Here is a 26,220-nt window from a genome sequence, read left to right as displayed (position 1 = left end):
ACGGCCGATCGCCTGCTGACTTGACGCGGAACCACAACCTTTCTCCAAAGTTGTGCAGGGAGAGGAACCTGTACGATGCCGAAATCAACGCAACGGGAAAAGGCCCGCAAACCAAACCCATCTAACCCCGATCCGAAGGACAAGCCGCCGAGGGACACGCGTGAAAAACCGGCGCCGAATCCGGATGGTCCTAGCGAATTGCCCGATACGAGTACGCGAGAAGAGGTCGAGACAATCAGGCCTAATTTGAAGCGCTAAAGCGCGTCGCGTCGAAACGGATTCGGCTCGTAGCCCGATCCTGACATTCATTCCTCGATTGCTACGGCAGGTCGGCCGCGTTTGACACATCCGATCAATCTAGCCGACGGATAGCCGCTTGCGACGATTGTCTCGACCAGGGCGCTGGCGCTGCCGGGCTCGCAGGCAATCAGCAGCCCCCCTGAGGTCTGTGGATCGGTAAGCAGATCGCGCCACCATTCCGGCATGCCTTCATGCAGCCGCACCGCATCGCCGCAACTTGCCCAATTGCGCTGCGACGCGCCGGTGACGAAGCCTTGTTTTGCAAGTGAAGAGGCCTGCGCAAAGACCGGAATGTCGCGGTCGCGGATCACGAGCTCGCAGGCTGAGCCGCGCGCCATCTCAAGGGCGTGTCCGAGCAGGCCAAAGCCGGTCACATCGGTGATCGCATGCACGCTTGCGTCCTTGGCGAGTTCCGCTCCGATCCGATTGAGAAGGGTCGTCGAAGCGATCATCTCTTGATAGCCGCTCAGCGACAACGCCTGCTTCTTGATGGCCGCTGAATAGATCCCGACGCCGAGTCCCTTGGTCAGGATCAGCGCATCTCCCGGCCTGGCCCCCGAATTGCGCCGGATGTCCGCTGGCCGGCAGATGCCGGTCACGGCAAGCCCGTAGATCGGTTCGGGTGAGTCGATCGAGTGGCCGCCCGCGACCGGTATCCCGGCTGTGGCGCAGATGTCGCGGCCGCCTTTGAGGATTTCCCGCACCGTATGCGTCGGCAATTTCCCGATCGGCATTCCGACGATGGCCAAGGCCATGATCGGCCGGCCGCCCATAGCATAGACGTCGGAGAGTGCGTTGGCCGCGGCGATCCGGCCGAAATCGTAAGGATCGTCCACCATCGGCATGAAAAAATCGGTGGTCGCAATCACGCAGGTCGCGTCGTCGATCTGCCAGACGGCAGCATCGTCTCCGGTTTCGGTGCCGACAAGGAGCTGCCTGAAGGGGCTGGGTTCCGCCTGCCCGGCAAGAAGCTGCTGAAGGACGGAGGGCGCCAGCTTGCAACCACAACCGCCGCCATGAGCAAGGCTGGTCAGGCGCGGAGGTGCTTCGGTGATATCGCCCCGCGACGCGGGAGCCGTTTCCAAGACCACGCGATACTGTAGGACCACGTTCCGAAAAGCGTCAATCGCATTTTCCTGCGCGGAATCATTTGCCGACTTCGATCTGCGCTCTAAGTGTTTGACATTACGCCAATTCGGCTCAAAATGGCGTGCGTATCCCTTGGTTCTGGATGCCCCTATGGGCATGGAATTCGGGAGGAAATCCAGATGAATGTTGAACTCTCACGGCGCGCGTTCCTGCAGACGGCAGGCGCGGGTCTCGCCGGCACGACGTTGGGAGCTTTCGGCTTCGCCGACATCGAGGCCGCGCATGCGGCGGCGATACGGCCCTTCAAGCTCGCGACCACGGTCGAGACGCGCAACACCTGCCCCTACTGCTCGGTGGCCTGCGGCATCATCATGTATTCGAAAGGCGATCTCAGAAAGGGCGAAAAGGCCGAGATCACCCATATCGAGGGCGATACCGACCATCCGACCAATCGCGGCACCTTATGCCCCAAGGGATCGGCTCTGCTCGGCTTCGTAAAATCTCCGACCCGGCTGCAGCATCCATTGATCCGCAAGCCCGGGTCCGACAAGTTCGAGCCGATAGGTTGGGAGGAGGCGCTGGACCGCATCGCCCGCCTGATGAAGGACGATCGCGACAAGAACTTCGTCGCCAGGAACAATGACGGCGTGACGGTCAACCGGTGGATCACCACGGGCTTTCTCGCCGCCTCGGCTTCGACCAATGAAACCGCGTTCGCGACCTACAAGGTGGTTCGCAGCGCGGGAATGCTGGTGTTCGACAACCAGGCACGTGTCTGACACGGCCCGACGGTGGCGAGTCTCGCCCCAACATTCGGCCGCGGCGCAATGACCAACTCCTGGACCGACATCAGGAACACGGATCTTGTCGTGATCATGGGCGGCAATGCCGCCGAAGCGCATCCTTGCGGCTTCAAATGGGTCACGGAAGCGAAGGCCAACCGCGGCGCCAAGCTCATCGTCATCGACCCGCGCTTCACCCGCTCAGCCTCGGTATCAGACGTCTATGCGCCGATCCGCCAGGGAACGGACATCGCCTTCCTGCTCGGGCTCATCAACTACTGCATCCAGAACGACAAGGTGCAATGGGACTATGTGAAGGCCTTCACCAATGCGGCCTATGTCGTCAAGCAGGGCTTCGCTTACAAGGATGGCTTGTTCTCCGGCTATGACGAGGCGAAACGGGATTACGACAAGTCCACCTGGGATTACGATGTCGGGCCGGACGGCTTCGCCGTTGTCGACGAAACCCTGGCCAATCCCCGTTGCGTGTGGAACCTGCTCAAGAACCATGTCGCGGTCTATACGCCGGAGATGGTCGAGCGCATCTGCGGCACGCCGAAACAGAAATTCCTGCAGGTAGCCAAGATGATTGCCGAGACGTCGGCGCCGAACAAGGCGATGACGTCGATGTATGCGCTCGGCTGGACCCAGCACTCGAAGGGTTCGCAGAACATTCGCGCCATGGCCATGCTGCAGCTCGTGCTCGGCAACATCGGCATTCGCGGCGGCGGGATGAATGCATTGCGCGGCCATTCGAACATCCAGGGGCTGACCGACATCGGGCTGATGTCGAACCTGCTGCCCGGCTATCTCACGCTGCCGACACAGAAGGAGCCGGATCTCGCCACCTATATGTCGACGCGCGGTTTCAAGCCGCTGCGGCCGAACCAGATGAGCTACTGGCAGAACTACAAGAAGTTCTTCGTAAGCTTCCAGAAGTCGATGTGGGGCGACGCGGCGACGCCGGAGAACGACTTCGCCTATGACTACCTGCCGAAGCTCGACCTGCCGGGCTACGATCTGCTGCGTGCTTTCGAGCTGATGCACCAGGGCAAGATGAACGGCTATTTCTGCCAGGGCTTCAACCCGCTGCAGGCGGCTCCGAACAAGAAGAAGGTGATCGAGTCGCTCTCGAAGCTGAAATTCCTTGTCATCATGGATCCGCTGGACACGGAGACTGGGCGGTTCTGGGAAAACCACGGGCCGTACAACGATGTCGATCCGTCGCAGATCCAGACGGAAGTCTACCAGTTGCCCTCAACCTGCTTTGCCGAGGATGACGGTTCGCTGGTCAATTCGGGGCGCTGGCTGCAGTGGCATTGGGCCGGCGGCACGCCCCCCGGGGAAGCCAAGCGCGACACATGGATCATGGCGCAGCTCTATCTTCGCCTCAAGGCGCTCTACGCCAAGGAAGGCGGCGCCTTCCCCGATCCTATCGTCAAGCTCACCTGGCCTTATGCCGATCCCGGCGATCCGAAAGCCGAGGAACTTGCCCAGGAGATCAACGGCAGGGCGCTCGCCAGGGTGACCGACACGGCCGACCCGACGAAAGTGCTGGCCGAGCCCGGCAAGCTGCTGCCGGCCTTTGCAGCACTGCGCGACGACGGCTCGACAGCCTGCGGCTGCTGGATCTATTCCGGCTGCTTCAACGAGAACGGCAACAACATGGCGCGGCGGGACACGAGCGATCCGGACGACGCCGGCTTCTATTCGAAATGGGCGTTCTCGTGGCCCGCCAATCGCCGCATCCTCTACAACAGGGCTTCTGCGGACCTTACCGGAAAACCCTGGGATCCGAGCCGCAAAGTGATCGAATGGGACGGCGCCAAGTGGTCGGGCTACGACGTGCCCGACATCCTGCCCACTGCCAAGCCCGATCAGGTCGGCCCGTTCATCATGAACCCGGAAGGCGTCTCGCGCCTCTTTACCCGAACCATGATGCGCGACGGACCATTCCCGGCGCATTACGAGCCGTTCGAGTCGCCGATCGTCAATCCGGTGGCGCCCAAGGTCCGCGGCAATCCCGCCGCGCGGGTGTTCCAAGGCGACATGGCCCAGTTCGCCGAAACGGCCTCGCCGGAGTTCCCCTATGCGGCGACCTCCTACCGCCTGACCGAGCATTTCCACTTCTGGACCAAGCACGTCATCGTCAATGCGGTGATGCAGCCGGAGTTCTTCGTGGAGATATCGGAACAGCTCGCGGCCGAGAAGGGCATCACCAAGGGCGGATACGTCCGCGTCTGGTCGAAGCGCGGCTCGGTCGTGGCGAAAGCCATGGTGACCAAGCGGATCAGGCCGCTCACCTGCGACGGCAAGACCATCCACATCGTCGGCATACCGCTGCACTGGGGCTTCACCGGAGCGGCAAAGAAAGGCTTCGGTCCGAACATGCTGACGCCTTTTGTCGGCGACGCCAATATCGAGACGCCGGAGTACAAGGCATTCCTGGTCAACATCGAGCCCGCTCCAGGGCCGGTGGCATAGGAGGAGCAAGCGATGTTTCCTCCCCTTCCCAATCCTTCGACGACGGACACGGCCCCGCGTTTTTCCGAGAAGGACCTCATCCGCCGCTCGGCGTCTACCGTGCCTGCTCCCGAGACGCAGCTGACCGAAGTCGCCAAGCTTATCGATGTCTCGAAATGCATCGGCTGCAAGGCCTGTCAGACGGCCTGCCTCGAGTGGAACGACACGCATCCGGAGGTCGGCGTCTTCGCCGGCGCCTTCGAGAATCCGCCCGACTTGACGCCGGACATGTTCACGCTGATGCGTTACAGCGAATGGGACAACCCCGAGACCAACGAGCTCGAATGGCTGATCCGCAAGGACGGCTGCATGCATTGCGCCGATCCCGGCTGCCTCAAGGCCTGCCCGGCGCCGGGCGCGATCGTGCAGTATTCGAACGGCATCGTCGATTTCGTCCACGAGAACTGCATCGGCTGCGGCTATTGCATCAAGGGCTGCCCCTTCAACATCCCGCGCATCTCCAAGGTCGACCATACGGCCTACAAATGCACGCTCTGCTCCGACCGCGTGGCGGTCGGTCAGGGTCCGGCTTGCGCCAAGGCCTGCCCGACCCAGGCGATCGTCTTCGGCACCAAGGATGAGATGAAGGGTTGGGCCGCCAAGCGGGTGGAGGATTTGAAGTCGCGCGGCTTCGTCAATGCCGGCCTCTATGATCCGCCGGGCGTCGGCGGGACACATGTAATGTATGTGCTGCATCATGCCGACAAGCCCGAGATCTACAGCGGCCTGCCCAAGGACCCGAAGATCAGTCCGTTGGTGGAGGCTTGGAAAGGTGTGACCAAATATGCCGGCCTCACGGTGTTGGGCGTGGCGGCCGGCGTCGGCTTGCTCCACCATTTGATCATGGGACCGAACAGGGTCTCCGAGGCGGATGAGGAGCACGCCGAAGAGCTGACGGAAGGCGACAGCCATGGCCGCCGATGACCTCAAGCCGAACGAACAGATACATCCCGGCAAGCCGGTGATCGTGGACCGCTACACGGTGGGGGCGCGGATCAACCACTGGATCACGGCGGCCAGCCTGGTCCTGCTCGCCCTGTCCGGCCTTGCGATGTTCCACCCGAGCCTGTTCTTCCTGTCCGGCCTTTTCGGCGGGGGACAGTTCACGCGCTTCATCCATCCCTGGATCGGCGTCGTGCTCTTCTTCAGCTTCCTTGGACTTTTCCTTCGATTCTGGAAGGCCAATCTGTGGAGGCGCGAGGACGGGACGTGGCTCGGCCGTTTCCGTGACGTGCTGGCCAACCACGAGGACAATGTTCCCGAGGTCGGCAAGTACAATGCCGGCCAAAAACTGGTCTTCTGGTCGATGTCGGTGCTGATTGTGATCCTCATCTCCAGCGGATTGGCGGCATGGGATCAATATTTCTCCCAGTATACGACGATCGATCAGAAGCGCGTGGCCATACTTGTCCACTCCATAGCGGCGGTGGCGATCATCGGCGTCTGGATCGTCCATTTCTACTCGGCCATCTGGGTGCGCGGCACCATTCCAGCCATGACGCGCGGACGGGTGACCGGCGGCTGGGCCTGGCGGCATCACCGCAAATGGCTGCGGGAGCTCGTCACCAAATCGAGCAAGGGAACAGGATCATCGGGATCGAAGCCCGCCGAATAGGGCGGGCGCTGGTCGGATGACTTTGCCGCCCTAGTTTTGTGTTCGCACATGATTTTTGTGCCGGTCAGGCAACCACGTGACCCGTGCGGTTCGTGAGGCTCGAATGCCAAGACAGATCATTCCGGCGGGTTCCGACCCCACCGCCATAGGCGAGGTCTCCGCCCCTCCTTTTGCCCGCCTTCCAGAGCCTGCAAGTCTGTTCTCTCGCCGCGCGCAGAGGTGGAACGCGCTGGCTGCAGGCCATGAGCTGCGTCCCTATCTTCGCTTTCTTGCCGCTCTCGCCGATGTGCAGCACCGTAGTCAGGAGGGCTTGGCGGAGCCGGAGATGCCTGATGCCTCGGCGCGCGAGCGCGCGAGGAGCTTTGGAATGCCGCCGCTCGATCGCAACAAACTCGTCCTCGACACGGCCGCAGAGACGCTCGACCGCCTGATCGCCGCGGCGTCGGAGATCGAGAAGCCCGGCGCCGCGACCGATGCGCTGGACCGTTTGAGGCAGGCCACTCCGGCGAAGCGCGCTGGCATGGTGCGCAATGTGCTCGCCGGTGCGATCCCGATGGAGGCGCTCGCCGAACACGTCTATGTCGCGGCCGCGCTGCAGGTTCACTTCGCCCGTCTCGCCGCCCGGCTGAACGCCCCTGCGCTGGTGCCGGTAGGCGAGGGAGCATGCCCCGCCTGCGGATCCCCGCCGGCATCCTCGATCATTGTCGGCTGGCAGGGAGCCCATGGGTCGCGCTTCTGCGCATGCTCGCTATGCGGCACGCTGTGGAACCATGTGCGCATCAAATGCACGTTGTGCGGCTCGACCAAGGGCATCGGCTACCAGGAGATCGAGGGCGGGCCGGGCATGGTGAAGGCCGAGACCTGCGATTCCTGCGGCTGCTATGTGAAGATCCTGCATCAGCACAAGGATCCGGGTCTCGACCCGATCGCCGATGACGTGGCAACGCTTGGCCTCGACATGCTGGTGCGCGAAACCGGCTATCGCCGCGGATCGTTCAACCCGTTCCTGATCGGCTATTGAGGGTGCGATGTCCGATCTGCCCGCAACTCGCCTGCGCGATCTCCCATCAGTCGATCGGGTGCTGAAGACGCCGCTCGCGGCTGCGGCGGTCGAGCGCTTCGGGCAGCAGTCCACGACGCGCGCCATCCGCGATGTGCTCGAAGAAGCGCGGGCAGCGTGGCGCACCGGGGCCGCGGTGCCTGATCCGTGCGACCTCGCCGCCGACGCACTTGTCCGGCTCAAGACCGCCGAGCACCCATCGCTGCGCCCGGTTTTCAACCTGACCGGCACTGTGCTGCACACCAATCTCGGCCGCGCGCTCATCGCGAACGAAGCCGCCGAGGCAATGCGCGCCGCCATGCGCGAGGCAGTGGCGCTCGAATTCGATATCGGGACCGGCAGACGCGGCGAACGCGACGATCATCTGCGCATGCTCATATGCGAGCTCACGGGGGCCGAGGACGCGACCATCGTCAACAACAACGCGGCCGCGGTCCTCCTCGTCCTCAACACGCTCTCGCTTGGCCGCGAGGCGATCGTGTCGCGTGGCGAGCTGATCGAGATCGGCGGCGCGTTCCGCATGCCGGACATCATGACCCGCGCGGGAGCGAAGCTCGTTGAGGTCGGGACCACCAACCGTACGCATCCCAGGGACTATCTGTCGGCCATCGGTCCGGCGACCGGACTCGTGTTCAAGGTGCACACGTCGAACTACCGGATCGAGGGGTTCACGGCCGAAGTCCCGGCGCGCGAGCTTTCGGCAATCGCCAGGGAACGCGGCGTGCCTCTCGTCCACGATCTCGGCTCGGGCACGCTCATCGATCTTACCCAATATGGCCTCAGGCACGAGCCGACCGTGGGCGAGGCGATCGCGGACGGCGCCGATCTCGTCACCTTCTCGGGCGACAAGCTGCTCGGAGGGCCGCAGGCAGGTTTCGTCGTCGGCAGGAAGGATCTTGTTGCCGAGGTCAACCGAAACCCGATGAAGCGGGCGCTTCGCGTCGACAAGCTCCGGCTGGCCGCGCTGGAGGCGACGCTGAAGCTCTATCGCAACCCGGATCGCCTGGCCGAGCGTTTGCCGACGCTCAGGCTGCTCGCGCGCCTCGCCGTCGATATTGCCGCGCAGGCCCAGCGCTTGGCTCCTCTGCTCTCCAACGCTCTGGGCGATCAATTTATAGTGCAGGTGACGGAGTGCCGCAGCCAGGTCGGATCGGGCGCAATGCCGCTCGATACCTTGCCGAGCGCCGGGCTTGCACTTAGCCCCCATTCAGACAGCGGTCAGGCCCTGGAAGCACTGGCGGCCGCCCTGCGCGCGCTGCCTGTTCCGGTGATCGGGCGCGTCGAAAAGCGGGCGCTCGTGCTTGATCTGCGTTGCCTTGAAGACGAAGCCGGTTTTGTGGCCAATCTCGCAAACTTCTCTCTGGGAGGCGGCGGTGCGATGGCTTGATCATCTCGCGCGCAAGGCCGCCCCGGCATCTGCGGCCGACCAGTTGGCGGCGGCCCTCGACGCTGCCAACCGGGGCGACTACGCCACAGCTCTCGGCATTTGGGAGCCGCTGGCGCGGTCCGGATCGGCTCGCGCCCAAAACAATATCGGCGCCTGTTTCGCCGAGGGGCTCGGCGTCGAGCGTGACTGCAGTCTTGCCTTCCGCTGGCTGGCGCTCGCCGCCGAAGCCGGCGATCCGGTCGGGCAGCGGAACCTCGCCTCGCTCTATTTCCGTGGCGAAGGCGTCGAGCAGAATTACCGCCGCGCGGCCGAACTCTATAGGGCCGCGGCGGAACAAGGCGACGGACCGGCGCAGGACATGCTGAGCTGGATGCTGCTCGAGGGTGAGGTGATCGAGCCCGACATCGCCGAGGCGCGGCGCTGGGCGCTGGCCGCCGCCGGGCGAGGGATCGCATCGGCAATGACCCGTGTCGGCATGCTCTATCACGATGCGCTCGGCGTGCCGCGCGATCCTGCCGAAGCGGTCCGCTGGTGGCGCAAGGCGGCATTGCGCGGCGACGCCGACGGTCAAGCGCTGCTCGGCGCCGCCTGCCATCTCGGCGCCGGCGTTCCCGCCGACGCTGTCGAAGCCTATGCCTGGCTGCTGCGTGCGCGGGCAGGCGGCAGTGCTCTCGCAGGCCGGTATATCGACGCGGCGCGCGGCGCGCTCACCGCGGACGATATCGCCGAGGGCGAGCGCCGCGCTGCGCTGTCGCTCGAGGAGCCTGCGCCATGATCGTCGGCACGGCGGGACATGTCGACCACGGCAAGACGGCGCTGGTGCAGGCACTGACCGGCGTCGATACGGACCGGCTCCAGGAAGAGAAGGCGCGCGGCATGACGATCGACCTCGGCTTCGCCTATCTTCCGACGCCGAGCGGGGACATCGTCGGGTTCATAGACGTTCCCGGTCATGAGCGCTTCGTCCACACCATGGTCGCCGGCGCCAGCGGCATCGATTTCGCGCTGTTGGTCGTGGCGGCCGACGACGGCGTCATGCCGCAGACGCGTGAACACCTGGCGATCATCGATCTCCTTGGTGTCAGGCGCGGGCTGGTCGTGCTCTCGAAGTGCGATCTGGCCGACCCGGCACGACGCGCAGCCGTTGCCGCGGACATCAGCGCCGCCGTTGCCGGTACCGCCTTGGAGGAGGCTGAGGTTGTCCCGGCCTCTACCGTTACCGGCGAAGGCATCGATGACCTTCGATACCTGCTGTTCGAAGAGGCATCGCGCTTTGCCAGGCGCTCAGCCGCGGGCCGCTTTCGATTGGCGGTCGACCGCTGCTTTACCCTGCATGGCATCGGCACTGTCGCGACCGGCACCGTGCTTTCAGGTTGCATTGACGTCGGCGACAGCGTGGTGGTGAGCCCGCCAGGGCTTGCCGCGCGCATTCGCTCGATCCACGCTCAGGACCGGGTGGCAGAGCGCGGCCGAGCCGGAGACCGCTGCGCGCTCTGTCTGACAGGCGACGGCGTCAGCAAGGAGGCGATCCGCCGCGGAGACGTGATCCTCGATCCCGCGCTTCACGCGCCGGCGGACAGGATCGACGCCGAGTTGCGCCTGCTGCCCCGCGAGCCAAGGCCGATCGGGCAGTGGTTCCCGGTGCGGCTCCACCACGCCGCTGCCGAGGTTGGAGCGAGGATCGTGCTTCTCAACGACGAGCCTATAGCGCCGGGCGGCACGGCCAAGGTCCAGATCGTTTTGGAGAACCCGATCGCCGCTGCGGCCGGCGACGCCTATGTGATGCGCGACACCTCCGCCCAGCGAACCATCGGCGGCGGACGCTTCATCGACCTCAGAGGTCCGAGCCGGAAACGCCGCTCACCGGATCGGCTGGCCATGCTCGAAGCATTCGCCATTCCGGCTCCGGAAAAGGCCGTCGCTGCGCTGCTCGACACGCCGCCCCGCTATCTGGATCTAGGAGCCTTCGCACGCGATCGTGCCCTCGGCGCCGGCGAGGTCGCAAGCCTGATCGATTGTCTCGGCCTTGCGACGATTTCCGTCGGGGAGACGCCGTTCGTGGTCTCGTCAATCGGTTGGGCTCGGTTCAAGCGCCACCTGGACTCAATCCTGGAGAGCTTTCATGGCGGCAACCCGGATTTGCCAGGCATCGGAATGGAAAAGCTGCGCCTTCAGCTCGATCCCTGTCTTCCTGCGCCGGCCTTCGCCGCTGCGATGCGAAGTCTGGTCCGCGTCGGTCAGATCGAGCTTGACGGCGCTTGGGTACGGCTTCCGGGACATCAGGTCCGTCTCGCGGCCAGGGAAGAGACCCTCTGGCGCGAGATCGAGCCACGGCTAGCTGGGCCGGTGAAATTCCATCCCCCAAGAGTGCGCGACATCGCAAGCGAGCTTGCCCGGCCGGAAGCGGAAATCCGCAAGGTCCTGAAGCTCTCCGGACGCATCAGCACGGTTCATGAGGTTGCGCATGATCACTTCTTCCTTCACTCGGCGCTGGGCGAGATCGTCGAGATCGTCTGCGATCTGGCGGCCGAGCATGAAGGACGGTTCAGTGTCGCACAGTTTCGCGACAGGGCGGGCAGCGGGCGCAAGGTCGCTGTCCACATCCTCGAATTCCTCGATCGGCACGGCGTCACCTTGCGACGCGGTGACCTGCGTCGCGTCAACAAGCATCGGCTGGACCTGTTTCGCCGCCAGGACGACAGTGGGCCGCCAATCGCGAAAGCTTCTGGAGGAGCATCGTCCCCGGTGGGGCGTCCGGACTTCAAATCCGGGAGGGGCCGCGAGCCGGTCCTTGGTGGGTTCGACTCCCACTCTCTTCCGCCGTCCTCTTAAGGCAGGTCGCGTGAAAAAGGATTCACGCGACCTGCCTTAGGTTCTTGATTTTAAGCATGTCTTCGTCCCGAAACCGGGCCCACTTTCGGGAGACATGCTTTTAGAATTGGCTGTCGGATCTTTCCGAGGAGATGACGCGATGCCAGCATCTTTTCTGCTTGAACTGAGGACTGCGGCCGAGTCCGCCAAAGCTGTGGAGACGAGTTTCCGGCACGAGGCAGCAAGGCAGATCGCAGTTCTGGAACAGGACCGCGCCTTTGCTTTCCGGCGGCTCAATTTCATGCAGATGATCGCCGATGCGATAGCCCCGGCCGAAAGTGAGGATATCGCCGTTGCGAGCGCCTTCGCCGCTTTGCGCACGAGCCTCGGCTGGAATGCAGACAGCGAGGCGCGCTCGCAGGTGATCTCGCATTTTGCGCCGGTTGCGCTGGCAATGTTCCGGGACACGAACGGGAACCAATCCGCCAATATCCGTGCCGCGCTTGCGGATTTCGAGCAATGGTACTCTGAAACCCGGGGCTCCGTGTTCTGGACACTGCTCGAACAGCAGATGCCGGACACGCCTGTCGTCGATTTTTGATGCGCACGCCGAGCGCCGTCCCCAGTCTGAGCGCCACGCCCGTAATGCGAGCCATTCTACGCGCGCATTTTGGGCAGGAAGTCGTCTGAAGCCAAGGAACGCGCTTGGCTAGAGCAGTTCACCGTTTCATGGAAACGCCGAACTGCTCTAACAATTTGTTTCTGCGCAATTCCGGACGGAAAACCGTTTCACACTTTTTCCTGGAATTGCTTTTAGCCCACGCAACAGGTGGTCAGGCGGTCTTCATCGCATTGCAGATTTCTTCGACCAGCATTGCGGCTGAAACCGAGCCGGGGTCCGGATGACCCAGCGAACGCTCGCCGAGACGTGCGGCGCGGCCGACGGTGGCGATCATGTCGCGCGTCGCTTCCGCTCCCTGGCGGGCAGCGGCGGCTATGGCGGCGGCGTTCTGGCCATTGACTGCCGCATCCGCAGCCGGCGCCCAGGCGTCGAGCATGGTTTTCTGGCCGGGTTCGGCCTTGCCGCGCTGGACGATGCCATCACGCATCGCCGCAATGACGGTCCGCAGCTCGCCGCTCGGCATAGATCCGCGCGGGCCCGCGGCCTTGCCGGCGCGCAGAAGGGCGGTCGCGTAGAGCGGTCCGGAGGAGGCGCCGACTGCGTTGAGAAAGCCTTTGGCGGCGGCGTTGAAGACATCCTGCAACGTGCCCTCGGCGGCCTGGGCCGCGTCGGCAGCGGCCTTCATGCCTTGTTCCATGGCGATGCCGTGATCGGCGTCCCCGATCACCCCGTCAAGCGCGCAGAGCCTGTCGCGCTCGGTCGTCATCCGCTCGGAGAAGGCGCCGAAAAGGGCCTTCAAATCCTTGGTCGTAAACTCCATCTCGTTCAGCTCCGGAACATGGCGCAGTCGCAGGGATGGTCGATCATGCGCTGCAATTCGTCATCGAGATGCATGATGGTGATCGAGGCTCCGGCCATGTCGAGCGACGTGCAATAGGGCCCGACCAGCGTCTTGTGGACGGTGAGCCCGGCAGCCTGCAGCCGTTCGGCGATCCGGGCGTTCAGGATGTAGAGCTCCATCAGCGGCGTTGCGCCGAGCGAATTGACCAGCACCGCGACGCGATCGCCGGCCGGCGCCTTCATTTCCGCAAGGATCGCATCCATGATTTCGTCGGCGACATCGTCGGCCGAATGCAATGGGCCGCGTCGCACGCCGGGCTCGCCATGGATGCCCATGCCGATCTCCATCTCGCCAACGGGGAGATCGAAGCTTGGCCGCCGCGTCTGCGGCAGGGAGCAGGACGAGAGCGCCACGCCCATGGTGAAGGTGCGGTCGTTGGCGTGACGGGCGATCCGCTCCACCTCGTCCAGCGGCATCATCATGTCGGCGGCCGCACCCGCGGCCTTGAAGATGAACACGTTGCCGGCCACGCCGCGGCGCTTTTGCCGTTGGTCGCGTGGCGCCGACGCGATGTCGTCGGTGGTCAGCACCGTCCGTGCCTCGATGCCTTCCATCTCCAGAAGCTCGGCGGCCATGTCGAAGTTCATCACGTCGCCGGCATAGTTGCCGTACATGAACAGGACGCCGGCGCCGCCGCTCGCGGCCATCGCCGCGTCGACCGCCGGCTGCGGAGGCGGCGAGGCGAAGACGTTGCCGATCGCGGCGGCATCCGCCAATCCCTTGCCGACATAGCCAAGGAAGGTCGGCTCATGGCCTGAGCCGCCGCCGATGACCAGCGCCACCTTGCCGGTGCGCGGACCGTGTCTGGCGACAACCGCACGCGGCGCATTGTCGGGGCGCCAAAGATGCTCAGGATGCGCAGCCATGATGCCGACCAGCATCTCGTCGACCGCTGCATTGCCGTCGTTGATCAGCTTCTGCGTCAGGCTCATTGGCGTCTCCCTGTACAATTTCGGCCGCGAGACTAAAGCGTTTCCCGGCCGCTTGGAACGTTGTGTTTTCTTGGCGAGCCAAACAGCCGGAAATTCGCTAAGCGGTAGCAGTGCCGCTGGAGAAATCGCCGGGCCAGCGCCCGAGGGTTCAGCGAGCGTTGTACTTGGCGTCGACTTGATCTATGGCGGCGACGTTGCCGGCCGACCGCCCCTGCGGATCGAACGTCTCCTTGAGAAAGGCATCGGCGATCGACTTCGCCAGCTCGGGCCCGATCACGCGCGCGCCCATGGTGATGATCTGCGCATTGTTCGACAGCGCGGCGCGCTCGGCGGAGTAGGTGTCGTGGGTGAGCGCCGCGCGGATGCCCGGCACCTTGTTGGCCGAGATGCAGACGCCGATCCCCGTGCCGCATATCAGAATGGCACGGTCGTATTTGCCGGCCAGCACGTCGCTCGCGACCCGGTCGGACAAATTGGCGTAGAACGGGTCGGGGCCGGTTTCGGTGCGCGACACTTCCGAAACCTCGTGCTTGTCCTTCAGATAGTCGGCAAGAACCCTGGCCAGGCCTTCGCCGGCGCTGTCTCCCGCAACCGCGAGCTTCATGATCGTCTCCCTCATAGTTTGGCGAGGCATCTGGACAGGATGTCGAGGTAGCCCTCGACAGCCCATGCAGCGCGTCCGATGAACAACCCGTCGATATGCGGGCATGCGATGAGTTCAGCGCAATTGTCCTGGTTGACCGAACCGCCATAGAGGCAAGGAACGCGGCGCCCGAGCACGTCCTCAGCGGTAGCGATGATCTCTGCCTGGCGGGCATCGGCATAGTCCGAGGTCGCCGGAATGCCATTGATGCCGATTGCCCATACCGGCTCGTAGGCGAGCAGGATCGGCGCACGCTTCTGCGCGGCGCTGAGCTTGGAGAGCGCGCCGCGTACCTGCCTGTCGAGAACTTCGCGGGCCAAGCCGGCCTCGCGTTGGGCAAAAGTCTCGCCGATGCAGATCAAGGGGGTCAGGCCGTGGCGCAAGGCGGCCTCCGTCTTGAGGCCAACGGTTTCGTCGGTTTCGCCGAAATGCTCGCGGCGTTCGGAATGGCCGAGCTCGACGATGTCGAGACTGCAATCCTTCAGCATCACCGGGGAGATCTCGCCGGTCCATGCGCCCTCGTCGGCCCAATGCATGTTCTGGGCTCCGACCTTGATGGAGGTATCCCTCAGCATCGCCTTGACCTCTCGCGCCGCCGTGAAGGGCGGGATGACGAAACGCTGGACCCGCGGGTCGCCTTCCGGGTCGGCAAGCAGTCCGCTGGCGAAGGCACGCGCCTGTGCCAGTGTCTTGTTCATTTTCCAGCTTGTGCCGATCCAGACTTGAGGCATCATTGATCAGTCCCTTGGCGACAGCGGGCCGAAAACGGGTGAGTGCGGCATGGCGCTATCAACCGCCGAGACCGTCACGGATGGCCGAGAAATAGCGATCGGTCCCGACCTGTCCGCCCTTCAGCGCCACCTCCAGCCCGTCGACCGCAGCGATGCTCGAATGGGCGACGCACAGCGGCGAGCCGGGCGATGCCGGCAGCGGCATTCTCACCGTCAGCGCGTCGACGCCCATCTGGCCAAGCGCATGGCTGGACGTGTCGCCGCCGGCGATGATCACCCGCTTCAATTGCTGGCCCACGGTCAATGCGCGAAGCAGTTCGCCAAGGCCGCGGCCAAGCTTGTGGCGGGCGCCTTCCTGGCGGTCGATCTCCGCTCCGCGGTCGGCTGTAGGACCGAGAGCCGTATAGAGGATCACACTGCGTCCGGCTTCCAGGCTGGCGCATCCGGCCGCCACGGCGCGCGCGATCGCACTTCCGGAGCGTTCGGAGACCAGCTCGACGGGGTCGACCTCGATGCCGTCGAAACCGTCGCTCATCGCATGCCGGATCTGCCGTTCCGTCGTCGGCGAGCAACTGCCCGACACCACCGCGATGCGGTCGGCGGCGCCGGGCGGCTGGAACCTCGCGCTTGCCCCTGCATTGCCCTGCCATTCGGCGAGCAACGCATATTCGATGCCGGAGGAGCCGGCGACGAAATATCCGCCCGACTTGCGGGTGCGCCAGATTTCCTTGCCGGCGAGCGCCTGCGTTTCACGGCTGTCTACGTCGACGAGCACGATGCCGCTTTCCCTGAGACGGCGGTCCAGGGCGTCCGATCGGGATGGCGATTGCAGCGTCGCCAGATCGAGCAGGCCCGAGGCGAGGTTCGTCTGGCGCGACAAATGCACCAGGAGGTCGGACTCATCCATCGGCGTCGCCGGATGACGGCTCATCACCGGGTGGCGGTCGATGCGGTAGTATCTGTCGCGATAGGCCGCGAAGAGGTGGCCGAAGGCGGTGTAGCGCTTGAGCTGCGGCGCGCCGATCACCAGCGGCACGCAGGCTTGCGCGAACACCGCGCGGCCGATCTCGATCGCGCGGCCGATGCTGCCGATCGTCGGGCTGGAATCGAAGGTCGAGCAGACCTTGTAGTGGCAGATCTCGGCTTGAAGCGTCTTCAGCCAGGTGAAGGCGTCCTTCAGATGCGTGTCCATCCATTGCGGGGACTCGCTGCGGCTGGTGCCGGCAAGGCCAACGGCGCGGCAATGCGTGAAGCGCGTCATCAGTCCGGCATCGGGCTTGCGCATGAACAGCACGGTCGGCACGCCGCCGAGTTCCAGCGCCTCCATGACGTCGGTCGAGCCGGTGAGGTCGTCGCCGTAATAGCTGAGAAGCAGGTTTTGCATGCTCAGGCCGCCTTGCCGTCGGCGAACTTTTCGATCGAGCGCGCTAGCTCGGGGTGACCGCGAGCGTAGTCCGTCAGCGCAATACCCTCGACCGCCGCCTGCCAGGCCTGCTGCACGGCGCGCACGCCGGCTCCCGGCCCGTCCGGATGGCTGACGATGCCGCCGCCGCAGAGATAGAGGAGATCGACCGTTCGGCCGGTGCGTTCATAGGTCTCCGGCGCCTGTCCGCCCCACTGGCCGGAGCCAGCCACCGGCAGGGCGCAATCATCAGGCGAGAAGAGCGGCGTCGTCACCGCCTCGAAGGAGCGGATGAAGGAGTCGTCCGGCTCCCAGTATTTGGAGGCGATGCCGTTGATCTGGAACTGGTCGACGCCGAGCAGCCGCCAGAACTGCTGCCAGACCTTGAAGTCCATGCCGAGGCCGGGATGGCGGGTGAGGATGTCCCAGCCGTTGCGGTGCGCATGCAGCACCAGGCCGGAGCGCTTGCGCAGGAAGGCCATGCCGCCGAAGCCGACGGAGTTGATGTTGATGACCGCGCAATTGCCGCCGGCTTCAAGCACCAGATCGTGGTTGCGCATCATCTCGTCGGGATCGGCGTGCGAGATGCCGAAAGCGTACATCACTTTCCTGCCGGTCTTCTGCTCATGGTCGTGAATCAGCGGCATGATCGCCTTCACCCGCTCCGACAGCGGCGAATAGGCCGGGCTCATCAGCTTCTCGTCATCCTTGATGAAATCGACGCCGGCCTCGATCAGCTCGCCCACCATCTCGGCCGTCTCATGCGGCCTCAAACCCAGCGCCGGCTTGACGATAGTGCCGATGATCGGGCGGCCCTCGACGCCGGTGAGCCTGCGGCTGCCGGCGACACCGAATTGCGGGCCGGGATGAGCGCCTCGGAACTCTTCCGGCAGCTTCATGTCGACGACGCGGATGCCGGTGAGCCCCCTGATCGAATAGGTGCCGCCGATCGCAATCGTCATCAGCGCCGCGAGATCGGTACCGATCGCGTCGAAAGGAAAGGCGATGTCGACATCGGCGCGCTTGAAGGGACCGCCGCCGGCCTCGGGTATCGACGGTTGCGCCGCGTCCGGCAAATGCCGGATCGCCAGCACGCGCGCCGCCACCCGTGCCTTCAACTCCTCGGTCTCGCCGGGCAACGCGACGAAGGTGCCCGTCGACTGGTCGCTGGCGATCTTGGCCGCCAGCGCCTCGATGCTCCCCGCGGTCTCGATGCGATAGGTGAGGGTGATCATGGCCGGTCATACTCAGTCGAAAAGGCAGGAAAAGAATTCCCTGTGCTCGAAATCTGGTATAATGAGCACATAAGCATTGCAAGCAATATCCTGCCTGGCGGAGCGCCATGCGAAAGGTGACGGCCATTCCGGAAATTGCAGTCGCGGTGTTAGATTGGGTCTGGGTCAAGGAGTGATTCGCGGCGATGAACCGTTCGGAACCGATCGTCCGGCGCAAGCTTTCCGATGAAGTCTTTGCCAGGCTGAAGCGCCTCATCACCAGCGGCGAGTTGCAGCCGGGTGACGACATGCCGTCCGAGCGCGAGCTGATGGAGCGCTTCGAAGTCGGCCGGCCGGCGATTCGCGAGGCGATGCAGGCGCTGAGCAATATGGGTCTTGTCGCCATCTCGCATGGTGAGCGCGCCAAGGTGCTGCAGCTCACCGCCAAGTCGATCATCAAGCAGGTCGACGGCGCGGCCAAGATCATCCTGTCGTCGTCGAAGGATACGCTGGAGCATTTGAAGAGCGCGCGCATCTTCTTCGAGCGCGGCATGGTCAAGGAAGCGGCCGAGAAGGCGACGCCCGAGGATGTGCAGCGGTTGAGAGCGACCGTCGCCGAGCAGCGCGCCGCGCGCGGCGATGCCGAGGCCTTCATCTCCGCCGACATGCGCTTCCACACCCAGATCGCGGCGATCTCGGGCAATCCGATCTATGTCGCCGTCAGCGAGGCGATGCTCGGCTGGCTGAAGGAATATCACACCGAGATGCTGATCTGGACCGGCAAGGAAAAGTTCACACTGACCGAGCACGAAGAGATCATCGGCTGTATCGAGAAGAAGGACGCCGAAGGCGCCGAGAAGGCGATGATCAAGCACCTCGAACGCTCGCGCGCCCTCTATGTGATGAGCTCTGAGAAATAACTTCGTTCAGCCGATCCTTGCTATGGCGTAAGCCGGCATGGTGAAGCGCCCTGAAGCCGCGCCGATTGCAAGCGTGCGTTCACCCACTTCGTCCCAGATCGTAACCGGACCTGCCGCTCCGCCAACCAGCGCCGAGATGTCGACGGGCACCTCGTCCGACGCGATGTTTGCCAGCCAGGCCGTCACGGCGCCAGCCGGCGAGCGGCCCGCCAGCGCAGCCACGCGATCGCCGCTGACGCGCACAGCGATATGCGTATGGCCGGCCAGCGCGGCGAGGCCTTGCACAGCATGGAAGATCGGCCGCGGCTTTCCTTCTTCGGCGGGTTCGCCGGCGGCCGCGAGCAGGCCGAACGACCCTGTGAAGCCGGAAAGCGTGAGCATCTCCAGCCCGGCCGGCGCCACGCGCGCGGCATAGCCGATCGTCCAGGCGGCAGCGAACAAGCCGGCATGGCGCGGATCGCGATTGGCCATGGCGATGCGCTGGCCGTGTGGATTGTCCTTGGTCGCGCCGCCATAGGGGTTCTGCCGCATCGCGATGGTCGAGGGTCCGATGCGATAAGGCTTCGCTCCGTAGATCGCCCGTGTCGACTGGGTGATGAAAGGCAGCGCCTCCAGCGATTGCATGACACTGAGATCGTCCGCCGCGTGCACGATCGGGCAGGTGCAATGGGTGATGAAATCGAGCGCGTCGGCGGGAATGCGCTTGCGGTTGAGCTCGGTGAAATAGCTGAACATGCCGCCACCGAGCTGGATGCCGGGGAAGGCGCGGCGGGCGGCGGCGTAGACGTCCTCGAGCGGTGGGCATGCCGGCCAGACGCTGCCGGGCGGCGTAGACTGCCGGTCGACCGAAGGCGAGACCGCGACGGCATCGAGGCGCAGACCCACCCTGCGCACCATCTCGGCAACGCCGGAGAGTTCAACGTCGAGATCGCCGGCGCAGGCGACGACGCATTCGAGGGTTGTCTTGGCGGGGAAAGCGGCGGCGAGCCTGGCATGGGCGCGCAAGGCGTCCAGGCCGTGGCCGCATGTCGGATCATAGTGGAGGAGAAGCTGCTGCGGGCCAAGGTTCGACAGCTGCGGAAGCTTGGCAAGCGCCGCCTCGACATCTTCGGGATAAATGACCACGCCAACATCGGGGAGGTTCGCTCCGGCCTCGCCAAGTTCGACGTGAACAGGTTCGGCGCCAGTTGTCGCGGCAGTCACCTTGGGGTCGCCGGTGATGCGCAGCGTGATCGTCTGACGATTGGTTTGTCCGGCCGGCAGCACGTAGGGCCACGGCAAAGCGAGCGGCCGCACATAGGTCTTGTAGGAGGCATCCGACCAGTTGCGCTGGTCCTCCATCTCGAAAATATCGCCTTCCATCCGGCATTCGGCGCCGACGCCCGGCCGGACCTGGTGAGTGATGGCGCGCATGTTCTTGAACGGCTGCCAGGGGTCGATCAGCAAGGGCAGCTTCGTGTCCGCCACGCTGCCGTCCGTATGCTCGATCTTGACCGGGCTGCCGGCGAGACCGGCGATCGGATGCAGGATGCAGAAGCCGCAGCGGTTGGTCTCGAAATCGCTTTCCGGCAGCGCGCTCACATCGAAGCTGAGACTGCCGTCGGCGCGGCCCTCGATCGTGGCGCGGAAGCCGAGCCGGCTCCCGCCCGGCCCCTCGCAGCTTGCCGAGTAGCGCACCGAGAAACGGTCGTCACCCTGTTCGATGACCAGATCCGCCAGCACCGGCTCATAAGTGCCCCAGTCGCGGTCGCGCACGATATAGGCGACGGCGCGCAGCACCTCGACGCCGCCATGGCGGACGGTGCGCAGATTGCCGTTGACGAAATCGGCGCTGAGCGGGCCGGCTACGAGCCGGACCGGTTCGGCGTCGACCGCGCGCGTGCCGTGGAGGAGGAGGGGATCCGTGGTCATTTGAGCAGGTCGTCGATCCGCACTGGTTGCCGGTTGGCGGCACCGGCATAGGCGGCCTCAACCAGGGCGAACGTCTTGAGATTGTCCGCGCCGGATGTCGCCGGCTCCTTGTCGGCGTTGAGGCACTCGACCCAGTGTTTCTGGATCGCGACGACGCTTTCCTGGATATTGTGCCATGGCCGCGACGCCCAGGAAAGCAGCGGCGGTGACACGTCGCTGACCGTGGTGCCGCTCTTGCCGGTGACCGTCAGTCGGTAGCCCTGTGCCAGCCGGATCGTGCCATCGCTGCCGTCAAGCTCGATCAGCGTTTCGGGGAACGGTTCGGTCGCAAGCTTGGTCGCATAGCTGCAATCGACCACGGAGATGGCGCCGCCTTCGTGATCCATCAGCATCGTCGCCACGTCCTCGCCGGCGATGTCCGGATTGACGCGCGCGGTGCGCGCGGTGAGGTTCGACACGTCGCCGAGCAGGAACCGGGCGATGTCGAGGATGTGGATGCCGAGATCCTCGATGATGAAGCGTTTGCCGGTCGCGAGATAAGGCTGCCCCGAAAACACGTCATAGGCCGAGCGGAAGGAGATGCGCCCGAAGAACGGCCTGCCGATCTCGCCGCTGTCGACCACGGCGCGCACAGCCTGGATCGGCGACTGCCAGCGGAAGTTTTCATGCACCATCAGCGACACGCCGGCGTCGGCGCAGGCCTTCACCATGGCCTTGGCGTCGGCAAGCGTCGGCGCGAACGGCTTCTGGCAGATCACGGGTACGCAGTTGGCGGCAGCCATCTCGACCAACGGCCGATGACTGCCGACGGTGGTTGCGATGTCGACGAAGTCGAGCGTCTCGCCGGCAAACATTTCGGCCGCATCACTGTAGCGCCGCTCGATGCCGAACTGGTCGCCGACGATCCGCAATCGCTCGGGATCGCGGTCGCAGATCGCCACGATCGAGGCGCCGTCTATGTCGCGCCAAGCATGCATCTGATTGACGGCGAAGAAGCCGCAGCCGATCAGCGCTCCGCGCAATGCCGCCATGGTCAGCCCGCCTTCGCCATCTGCATCAGCGTCACGCGGCTCTGCAGCCGGCGCTGCGCCTGGTCGACGACGACGGCGACGATGATGACGAGACCCTTGATGACCATCTGCCAGAACGAGCTGACGCCCATCATCACCAGCCCGTCGGAGAGGATGCCGATGACGAAGGCGCCGACGATGGTGCCGCCGATCGTGCCGCGGCCGCCCGACATCGAGGTGCCGCCGAGCACGGCAGCCGCGATGGCGTTGAGCTCGAAGCTCTCACCCGTCGCCGGATGCGAAGCCATCAGCTCGGACGAGATGATGAGACCGACGATCGCCGCGCAGAAGCCGGAGAACATGTAGACGAACATCTTCACCATGTTGACCCGCACGCCCGAGATGCGCGCGGCACGCTCGTTGCCTCCGACGGCGAAGATGTGGCGGCCGAGCGGCGTGTAGCGGGCGAGGTAGGCGGCTCCAAGCGCCACCACGAGCAGTATCCAGATCGAGACCGGCAGGCCGAGCAGCTTGCCGGCGCCGAGATAGCCGAATCCGGTGGTGCCGAGCTCCGGCTTGCCGACGAGGTTGGGGAAGGTGCGGCCGTCCGACGACAAAAGCGCCAGGCCGCGGGCGACATAGAGCGTGCCGAGCGTGGCTATGAAGGGCGCGACGTTCAGCCTGGTGATCAGCAAGCCGTTGACGGCGCCGATCAGTATGCCGACCGAAAGCGTAATGAGAGCTATCTCGACGACGTTGAAATAGACGGTGTAGCCGATCTGCAGGTCGATGCCGTTGAGCACGAGATAGCCAGCGACCATACCGCACAAGCCGACGATCGAGCCGACCGACAGATCGATGCCGCCGGTGATGATGACGAAGGTCATGCCCATGGCGAGGAAAGCGTTGAGCGCCACGTGCTTGGCCATCAGGATCAGATTGGCGGCCGACAGAAAATTTGGCGCCGCGATCGAGAAGAACACCAGGACGGCGATCAGGGCGATGAAGGTCCTGAGCTTCATCAGCGTCAAGAGTACGGAGCCGCTGGATGCGGATGGCGCCGCAGCCTTGGCTGGAATGTCGGTCATCAGCGTTGCTCTCCATGCACAGGCCCGTGGCCAAGCGCCGATGCGGCGACGATCGCCGCTTCCGTCGCCTCGGCGCGATCGAACATGCCTGTCAGTTTTCCGTTGCTCATCACCGCGATCCGGTCGGACAGCGCCATCACCTCGTCGAGGTCGGAGGTGGCGAAGAGAATGCCCAGCCCGTCGCGTGAAAGCTTGCGCATGGTGCGGAAGACATCGGCCTTGGCGCCGACATCGATGCCGCGGCTGGGCTCGTCCATCAACAGCACCTTTGGGTCGGTGAGCAGCGCCTTGCCGATCACCACCTTCTGCTGGTTGCCGCCCGACAGCGACGAGACTTCCTGCATCGGATCGGCGACCTTGATCGCCAGCTCGCGCACCATCTGCGTGACGGCCTGGCGCTCGGCGCCGCCGCGTATGTGGAACAGGCTGACGAAACGCGACAGGCTCGCAAGCGTCAGGTTGCTGGCGACCGACAGGATCGACACCAGTCCCTCGCGTTGCCTGTCTTCCGGGATCAGCGCCAGGCCGCGCTGGATACGCCGCGCCGTGTCGCGCTCCTTTACCGGCCTCCCGTCGATGAATATCCTGCCGCTCGCCTGGCCGTGACGGCCCATGATGCAGTCGAACAGCTCGCTGCGGCCGGCGCCCATCAATCCGTAGATGCCGAGGATCTCGCCGGCGCGCAGCGACAGCGAGACATGATCGACCGCTAGTCCGCCGGTGACGCGCGGCAGGCAGATTTCCTCGGCGCGGAATACTTCTTCGCCGGGCTGATGGCCGTCGGCCTTGGCGAAATCCTTGGCGTCCGAGCCGATCATCTGTCGCACGATCCACTGCGTGTCGACTTGTCTCATCGCCTCCTGGCCAGTGATGCGGCCGTCGCGCAGCACGGTGATGTAGTCGCCGATACGGATCAGCTCTTCCAACCGGTGCGAGATGTAGACGATCGCCACGCCGCGCGCCTTGAGATCGGCGATCACCTTGAACAGGATCTCGACCTCGGCCGCGCTCAGCGCCGAGGTCGGCTCGTCCATGATCAGAATGCGCGCGTCGAGCGAGACCGCCTTGGCGATCTCGACCAATTGCTGCTGGCCGATGCGCAGGTCCTCGACCAGCATGTCGGGCCGGATGCCGGCTTCGAGCTGTTCGAGGAATTCGGCGGCGCACCGCTCCTGCGCCTTGTGGTCGATCTTGCGGAAGGCGTTGGTCAGCTCGCGGGTGGCGAAGATGTTCTCGGCGACCGAGAGGTTGCCGAATAGGTTGAGCTCCTGGAACACCATGCCGATGCCGCGGCTGACGGCGTCTCCGGAGGACGAGAAGGAGACCTCGTTGCCGTCGAGCAGGATGCGGCCGGCGGTCGGCCGTTCGACGCCGGCGATGATCTTCATAAGCGTCGATTTGCCGGCGCCATTCTCGCCGACCAGCACGTTGACCGCGCCCTTGCGCACCTCGAAATTGGCATGCTTGACCGCCACGGTGCCGGCATAGACCTTGGAGATGTCCTCGAGCTTGAGGATGACGTCGTGACCGAGCGAGGGGCTCATGGCTTCGGCCCGATCTCGGCCTCCGCCGGCGTCACCAGCGGCAGGTCCTGGCCGCCTTCGATCGTACAGGCGCCGAGCACCTTTGCGGTGCGGCCCTCGAGCCCATCGCGCGGCAGCTTGGACAGCACCGTCTTGCCGGCATGGGCGTTGAAGGCCTTGCCGAACTGGGCGAAGTCGATCTGGTTGGTGAAGTCGTTGAACTGCACGAAGTCCAGACTGTCGCGCAGCGCGGTACCGCGCATGGCCGGCCCGATCTGCACCCGCGCGTCCGCCTTGCCGTCGCCGTCGACGTCGACATCGATGGTTGCCGCGCGCGATTGCGTGTTGGCGGCGACGATCTTGCCCTCGACGCGCACCGCGAAGGTCCATGGCGAATTCGCCTGCTTCTTCGGATTGCCGTATTTTGCGCCGGCAGCGGCGGGATCGGTCTTCGCCAGCGCATGGACCTCGGCGAACGGCCCGGCCTTCTGCTGCAGATAGGGGATGACCTTCGAGGCCCAGATCTCCTCGACCATCTTGTCGGGATTGAAGGCGGAGCTGTTGCCGCTATCGGCACCCTGCGCCGAGGGCGTCGGCAGGATCTTGCAGGCGCTGAGGCCGACGGCGGCAGTGAGCGCAAGGATCAGCCAACTCTTCTTGAGCGGACAAGCCGGCTTGGTCATGGCAATCAAGGATACCCGAAAGTGAAATGGAGGCGAGGGACGAACAAGCGTTCGCCCCTCGCAGCTTCTATCGCGCCAGCTCAGTTCTTGAGCGCGAAGGTCTCCAGCTTGGGAGCATTGTCGCCATTGATGAGCACGCAGTCCATGAGCTGCTTTTCCTTCTCGGGCGACTTCTTGTTCTTGATGAAGTCGCTGGCCTGCTCGACGGCCATCTGCGCCTGGGCATAGGCCGGCTGCAGCACCGTCGCCTTGATGCCGCCGGAGGTGATGGAGTCGCGCACGTCGTTCGAGCCGTCGAAGCCGACGACGATGACATCCTTGCGGCCGGCGGCGGCAAGCGCCGCATAGGCGCCCATCGCCATCGTGTCGTTGCCGGAGATCACGCCCTTGATGTCGGGGTTGGCCTGCAGGATCGATTCCATCTTGGAATAGGCCTCGGTCTGGCTCCAATTGGCCGACTGCTGCGCGACCATCTTCAGGTCCGGATAGTCGTCGATCACGTCGTGATAGCCCTTGGAGCGGATGCCGGCGTTGGTGTCGGACTCCTTGCCGACCAGCTCGACGAAATTGCCCTTTTCGCCCATCAGCTTGACGAATTCCTGCGCGCCGAGCTGGGCGCCCTGGTAGTTGTTGGAGACGATCTGCGCCACGGCGACGCCGGTGGCGTTGATCTCGCGGTCGATCAGGAAGGCGGGAACGCCGGCGTCCTTGGCCTTCTGCACGGCGGCGACGGTGGCGTCGGCGCCGGCATTGTCGAGGATGATCGCCTTGGCGCCGCGGCCGATCGCGGTGTCGATCAGCTCCGACTGCTTGTTGGCGTCATCGTCATGCACCAGCACCAGCGTGTCGTAGCCGAGCTCCTTGGCCTTGGCTTCGGCGCCCACCGCTTCCGCCTTGAAGAACGGATTGTCGTGCGAAGGCGTGATGATGGCGATCAGGTCCGCCGCATAGGCAGGCATAGCGGTGCCCAGTGCGAGCACGCCGGCGAAAGCCGCAAGCGTCATTCTGCGAGTGAGTTTCATGAAGTCCTCCCGTTGAAAACCGTGCCTCGATCGAGGCAATCGTCTGTGTTT

Annotated in this window: 21 protein-coding genes, 1 tRNA gene and 1 pseudogene; 10 read left to right on the top strand and 13 right to left on the bottom strand. The window is 64.6% G+C overall.

Going from position 1 to position 26,220, the window contains the following annotated elements; translation table 11 throughout:
* Nucleotides 1-305 precede the first annotated feature (305 nt).
* Nucleotides 306-1,355, bottom strand: coding sequence for a selenide, water dikinase SelD (selD, locus tag ABID26_RS16975; protein ID WP_354416002.1), 1,050 nt, complete (start codon nt 1,353-1,355; stop codon nt 306-308).
* Nucleotides 1,356-1,568: 213 nt separating this feature from the next.
* Between selD and fdnG the strand changes: the two genes are divergently transcribed.
* From fdnG to ABID26_RS16930, 9 genes and pseudogenes are all read left to right on the top strand, one after another.
* Entirely contained in the window at nt 1,569-4,655 is a 3,087-nt protein-coding gene (gene fdnG, locus ABID26_RS16970) for a formate dehydrogenase-N subunit alpha (protein ID WP_354415998.1), read from the top strand.
* 12 nt (nt 4,656-4,667) lie between these two features.
* Nucleotides 4,668-5,618, top strand: coding sequence for a formate dehydrogenase subunit beta (gene fdxH, locus ABID26_RS16965; protein WP_126099002.1), 951 nt, complete (start codon nt 4,668-4,670; stop codon nt 5,616-5,618).
* Entirely contained in the window at nt 5,605-6,309 is a 705-nt protein-coding gene (locus ABID26_RS16960) for a formate dehydrogenase subunit gamma (RefSeq protein ID WP_189521505.1), read from the top strand. Before fdxH ends, ABID26_RS16960 begins: the two co-directional genes overlap by 14 nt.
* Before the next feature lie 103 nt (nt 6,310-6,412).
* On the top strand, nt 6,413-7,330 hold the full coding sequence (gene fdhE, locus ABID26_RS16955) for a formate dehydrogenase accessory protein FdhE (protein ID WP_354415997.1): 918 nt from the start codon (nt 6,413-6,415) through the stop codon (nt 7,328-7,330).
* A 7-nt stretch (nt 7,331-7,337) separates the two neighbouring features.
* Entirely contained in the window at nt 7,338-8,756 is a 1,419-nt protein-coding gene (gene selA / locus ABID26_RS16950; RefSeq protein ID WP_354415996.1) for an L-seryl-tRNA(Sec) selenium transferase, read from the top strand.
* Entirely contained in the window at nt 8,743-9,531 is a 789-nt protein-coding gene (locus ABID26_RS16945; protein WP_354415995.1) for a tetratricopeptide repeat protein, read from the top strand. Before selA ends, ABID26_RS16945 begins: the two co-directional genes overlap by 14 nt.
* Nucleotides 9,528-11,354: pseudogene (gene selB, locus ABID26_RS16940) on the top strand (selenocysteine-specific translation elongation factor); the annotation flags it as partial. The gene ABID26_RS16945 and the pseudogene selB, both read left to right, overlap by 4 nt.
* 129 nt (nt 11,355-11,483) lie before the next feature.
* Nucleotides 11,484-11,576 (top strand) — tRNA-Sec (locus ABID26_RS16935).
* A 106-nt stretch (nt 11,577-11,682) separates the two neighbouring features.
* Nucleotides 11,683-12,168: a hypothetical protein gene (locus ABID26_RS16930; RefSeq protein ID WP_354415994.1), complete on the top strand. Its 486-nt coding sequence runs from the start codon at nt 11,683-11,685 to the stop codon at nt 12,166-12,168.
* A 232-nt stretch (nt 12,169-12,400) separates the two neighbouring features.
* On the opposite strand, the gene dhaL is transcribed toward ABID26_RS16930, so the two are convergent.
* From dhaL to oiaX, 6 genes are all read right to left on the bottom strand, one after another.
* Nucleotides 12,401-13,009: a dihydroxyacetone kinase subunit DhaL gene (gene dhaL / locus ABID26_RS16925; RefSeq protein ID WP_354415993.1), complete on the bottom strand. Its 609-nt coding sequence runs from the start codon at nt 13,007-13,009 to the stop codon at nt 12,401-12,403.
* A gap of 5 nt (nt 13,010-13,014) precedes the next feature.
* Nucleotides 13,015-14,022 (bottom strand): dihydroxyacetone kinase subunit DhaK, encoded by a 1,008-nt coding sequence (locus tag ABID26_RS16920; protein ID WP_292344618.1) that lies wholly within the window; start codon nt 14,020-14,022, stop codon nt 13,015-13,017.
* A 148-nt stretch (nt 14,023-14,170) separates the two neighbouring features.
* Entirely contained in the window at nt 14,171-14,626 is a 456-nt protein-coding gene (gene derI, locus ABID26_RS16915; RefSeq protein ID WP_292338440.1) for a D-erythrulose-4-phosphate isomerase, read from the bottom strand.
* Between the two features lie 11 nt (nt 14,627-14,637).
* Nucleotides 14,638-15,396 carry a triose-phosphate isomerase gene (locus ABID26_RS16910; protein ID WP_292338765.1) on the bottom strand — a complete coding sequence of 253 codons (759 nt, stop codon included), beginning with the start codon at nt 15,394-15,396 and terminating at the stop codon, nt 14,638-14,640.
* A gap of 58 nt (nt 15,397-15,454) precedes the next feature.
* Nucleotides 15,455-16,780, bottom strand: coding sequence for a four-carbon acid sugar kinase family protein (locus ABID26_RS16905; protein WP_354415992.1), 1,326 nt, complete (start codon nt 16,778-16,780; stop codon nt 15,455-15,457).
* A gap of 2 nt (nt 16,781-16,782) precedes the next feature.
* A complete protein-coding gene (gene oiaX, locus ABID26_RS16900) occupies nt 16,783-18,033 on the bottom strand; it encodes a 3-oxo-isoapionate-4-phosphate decarboxylase OiaX (protein ID WP_354415991.1) in 1,251 nt (416 codons plus the stop codon).
* Nucleotides 18,034-18,218: 185 nt separating this feature from the next.
* Between oiaX and ABID26_RS16895 the strand changes: the two genes are divergently transcribed.
* Entirely contained in the window at nt 18,219-18,932 is a 714-nt protein-coding gene (locus ABID26_RS16895; RefSeq protein WP_126099012.1) for a transcriptional regulator NanR, read from the top strand.
* A 6-nt stretch (nt 18,933-18,938) separates the two neighbouring features.
* Here the strand turns inward: ABID26_RS16895 and apnL are convergent, their stop codons facing one another.
* From apnL to ABID26_RS16865, 6 genes are all read right to left on the bottom strand, one after another.
* Nucleotides 18,939-20,843: a D-apionate lactonase gene (apnL, locus tag ABID26_RS16890; protein ID WP_354415990.1), complete on the bottom strand. Its 1,905-nt coding sequence runs from the start codon at nt 20,841-20,843 to the stop codon at nt 18,939-18,941.
* A complete protein-coding gene (locus tag ABID26_RS16885) occupies nt 20,840-21,874 on the bottom strand; it encodes a Gfo/Idh/MocA family protein (protein WP_354415989.1) in 1,035 nt (344 codons plus the stop codon). Before ABID26_RS16885 ends, apnL begins: the two co-directional genes overlap by 4 nt.
* Before the next feature lie 2 nt (nt 21,875-21,876).
* The gene (locus ABID26_RS16880; RefSeq protein ID WP_354415988.1) at nt 21,877-22,941 is read right to left on the bottom strand and encodes an ABC transporter permease; all 1,065 of its coding nucleotides are present in this window, start codon (nt 22,939-22,941) and stop codon (nt 21,877-21,879) included.
* Nucleotides 22,941-24,485, bottom strand: coding sequence for a sugar ABC transporter ATP-binding protein (locus ABID26_RS16875; protein WP_354415987.1), 1,545 nt, complete (start codon nt 24,483-24,485; stop codon nt 22,941-22,943). Before ABID26_RS16875 ends, ABID26_RS16880 begins: the two co-directional genes overlap by 1 nt.
* Nucleotides 24,482-25,147, bottom strand: coding sequence for a DUF2291 family protein (locus ABID26_RS16870; protein ID WP_354415986.1), 666 nt, complete (start codon nt 25,145-25,147; stop codon nt 24,482-24,484). Before ABID26_RS16870 ends, ABID26_RS16875 begins: the two co-directional genes overlap by 4 nt.
* Before the next feature lie 80 nt (nt 25,148-25,227).
* Nucleotides 25,228-26,169: a D-ribose ABC transporter substrate-binding protein gene (locus ABID26_RS16865; protein WP_292338432.1), complete on the bottom strand. Its 942-nt coding sequence runs from the start codon at nt 26,167-26,169 to the stop codon at nt 25,228-25,230.
* Between the last annotated feature and the right edge of the window lie 51 nt (nt 26,170-26,220).

The sequence above is a fragment of the Mesorhizobium shonense genome (assembly GCF_040545255.1).
GTDB lineage: Bacteria > Pseudomonadota > Alphaproteobacteria > Rhizobiales > Rhizobiaceae > Mesorhizobium > Mesorhizobium shonense.
This window is presented reverse-complemented; position numbering and strand designations above follow the sequence as displayed.

What these genes read in the sequence shown, in the direction of transcription:
- fdxH (WP_126099002.1), top strand. Translation starts at nt 4,668, where the DNA reads ATGTTTCCTCCCCTTCCCAATCCTTCGACGACGGACACGGCCCCGCGT.
- ABID26_RS16960 (WP_189521505.1), top strand. Translation starts at nt 5,605, where the DNA reads ATGGCCGCCGATGACCTCAAGCCGAACGAACAGATACATCCCGGCAAG.
- fdhE (WP_354415997.1), top strand. Translation starts at nt 6,413, where the DNA reads ATGCCAAGACAGATCATTCCGGCGGGTTCCGACCCCACCGCCATAGGC.
- selA (WP_354415996.1), top strand. Translation starts at nt 7,338, where the DNA reads ATGTCCGATCTGCCCGCAACTCGCCTGCGCGATCTCCCATCAGTCGAT.
- ABID26_RS16930 (WP_354415994.1), top strand. Translation starts at nt 11,683, where the DNA reads ATGCTTTTAGAATTGGCTGTCGGATCTTTCCGAGGAGATGACGCGATG.
- dhaL (WP_354415993.1), bottom strand. Translation starts at nt 13,009, where the DNA reads ATGGAGTTTACGACCAAGGATTTGAAGGCCCTTTTCGGCGCCTTCTCC.
- ABID26_RS16920 (WP_292344618.1), bottom strand. Translation starts at nt 14,022, where the DNA reads ATGAGCCTGACGCAGAAGCTGATCAACGACGGCAATGCAGCGGTCGAC.
- derI (WP_292338440.1), bottom strand. Translation starts at nt 14,626, where the DNA reads ATGAAGCTCGCGGTTGCGGGAGACAGCGCCGGCGAAGGCCTGGCCAGG.
- ABID26_RS16910 (WP_292338765.1), bottom strand. Translation starts at nt 15,396, where the DNA reads ATGCCTCAAGTCTGGATCGGCACAAGCTGGAAAATGAACAAGACACTG.
- ABID26_RS16905 (WP_354415992.1), bottom strand. Translation starts at nt 16,780, where the DNA reads ATGCAAAACCTGCTTCTCAGCTATTACGGCGACGACCTCACCGGCTCG.
- oiaX (WP_354415991.1), bottom strand. Translation starts at nt 18,033, where the DNA reads ATGATCACCCTCACCTATCGCATCGAGACCGCGGGGAGCATCGAGGCG.
- ABID26_RS16895 (WP_126099012.1), top strand. Translation starts at nt 18,219, where the DNA reads ATGAACCGTTCGGAACCGATCGTCCGGCGCAAGCTTTCCGATGAAGTC.
- apnL (WP_354415990.1), bottom strand. Translation starts at nt 20,843, where the DNA reads ATGACCACGGATCCCCTCCTCCTCCACGGCACGCGCGCGGTCGACGCC.
- ABID26_RS16885 (WP_354415989.1), bottom strand. Translation starts at nt 21,874, where the DNA reads ATGGCGGCATTGCGCGGAGCGCTGATCGGCTGCGGCTTCTTCGCCGTC.
- ABID26_RS16880 (WP_354415988.1), bottom strand. Translation starts at nt 22,941, where the DNA reads ATGACCGACATTCCAGCCAAGGCTGCGGCGCCATCCGCATCCAGCGGC.
- ABID26_RS16875 (WP_354415987.1), bottom strand. Translation starts at nt 24,485, where the DNA reads ATGAGCCCCTCGCTCGGTCACGACGTCATCCTCAAGCTCGAGGACATC.
- ABID26_RS16870 (WP_354415986.1), bottom strand. Translation starts at nt 25,147, where the DNA reads ATGACCAAGCCGGCTTGTCCGCTCAAGAAGAGTTGGCTGATCCTTGCG.
- ABID26_RS16865 (WP_292338432.1), bottom strand. Translation starts at nt 26,169, where the DNA reads ATGAAACTCACTCGCAGAATGACGCTTGCGGCTTTCGCCGGCGTGCTC.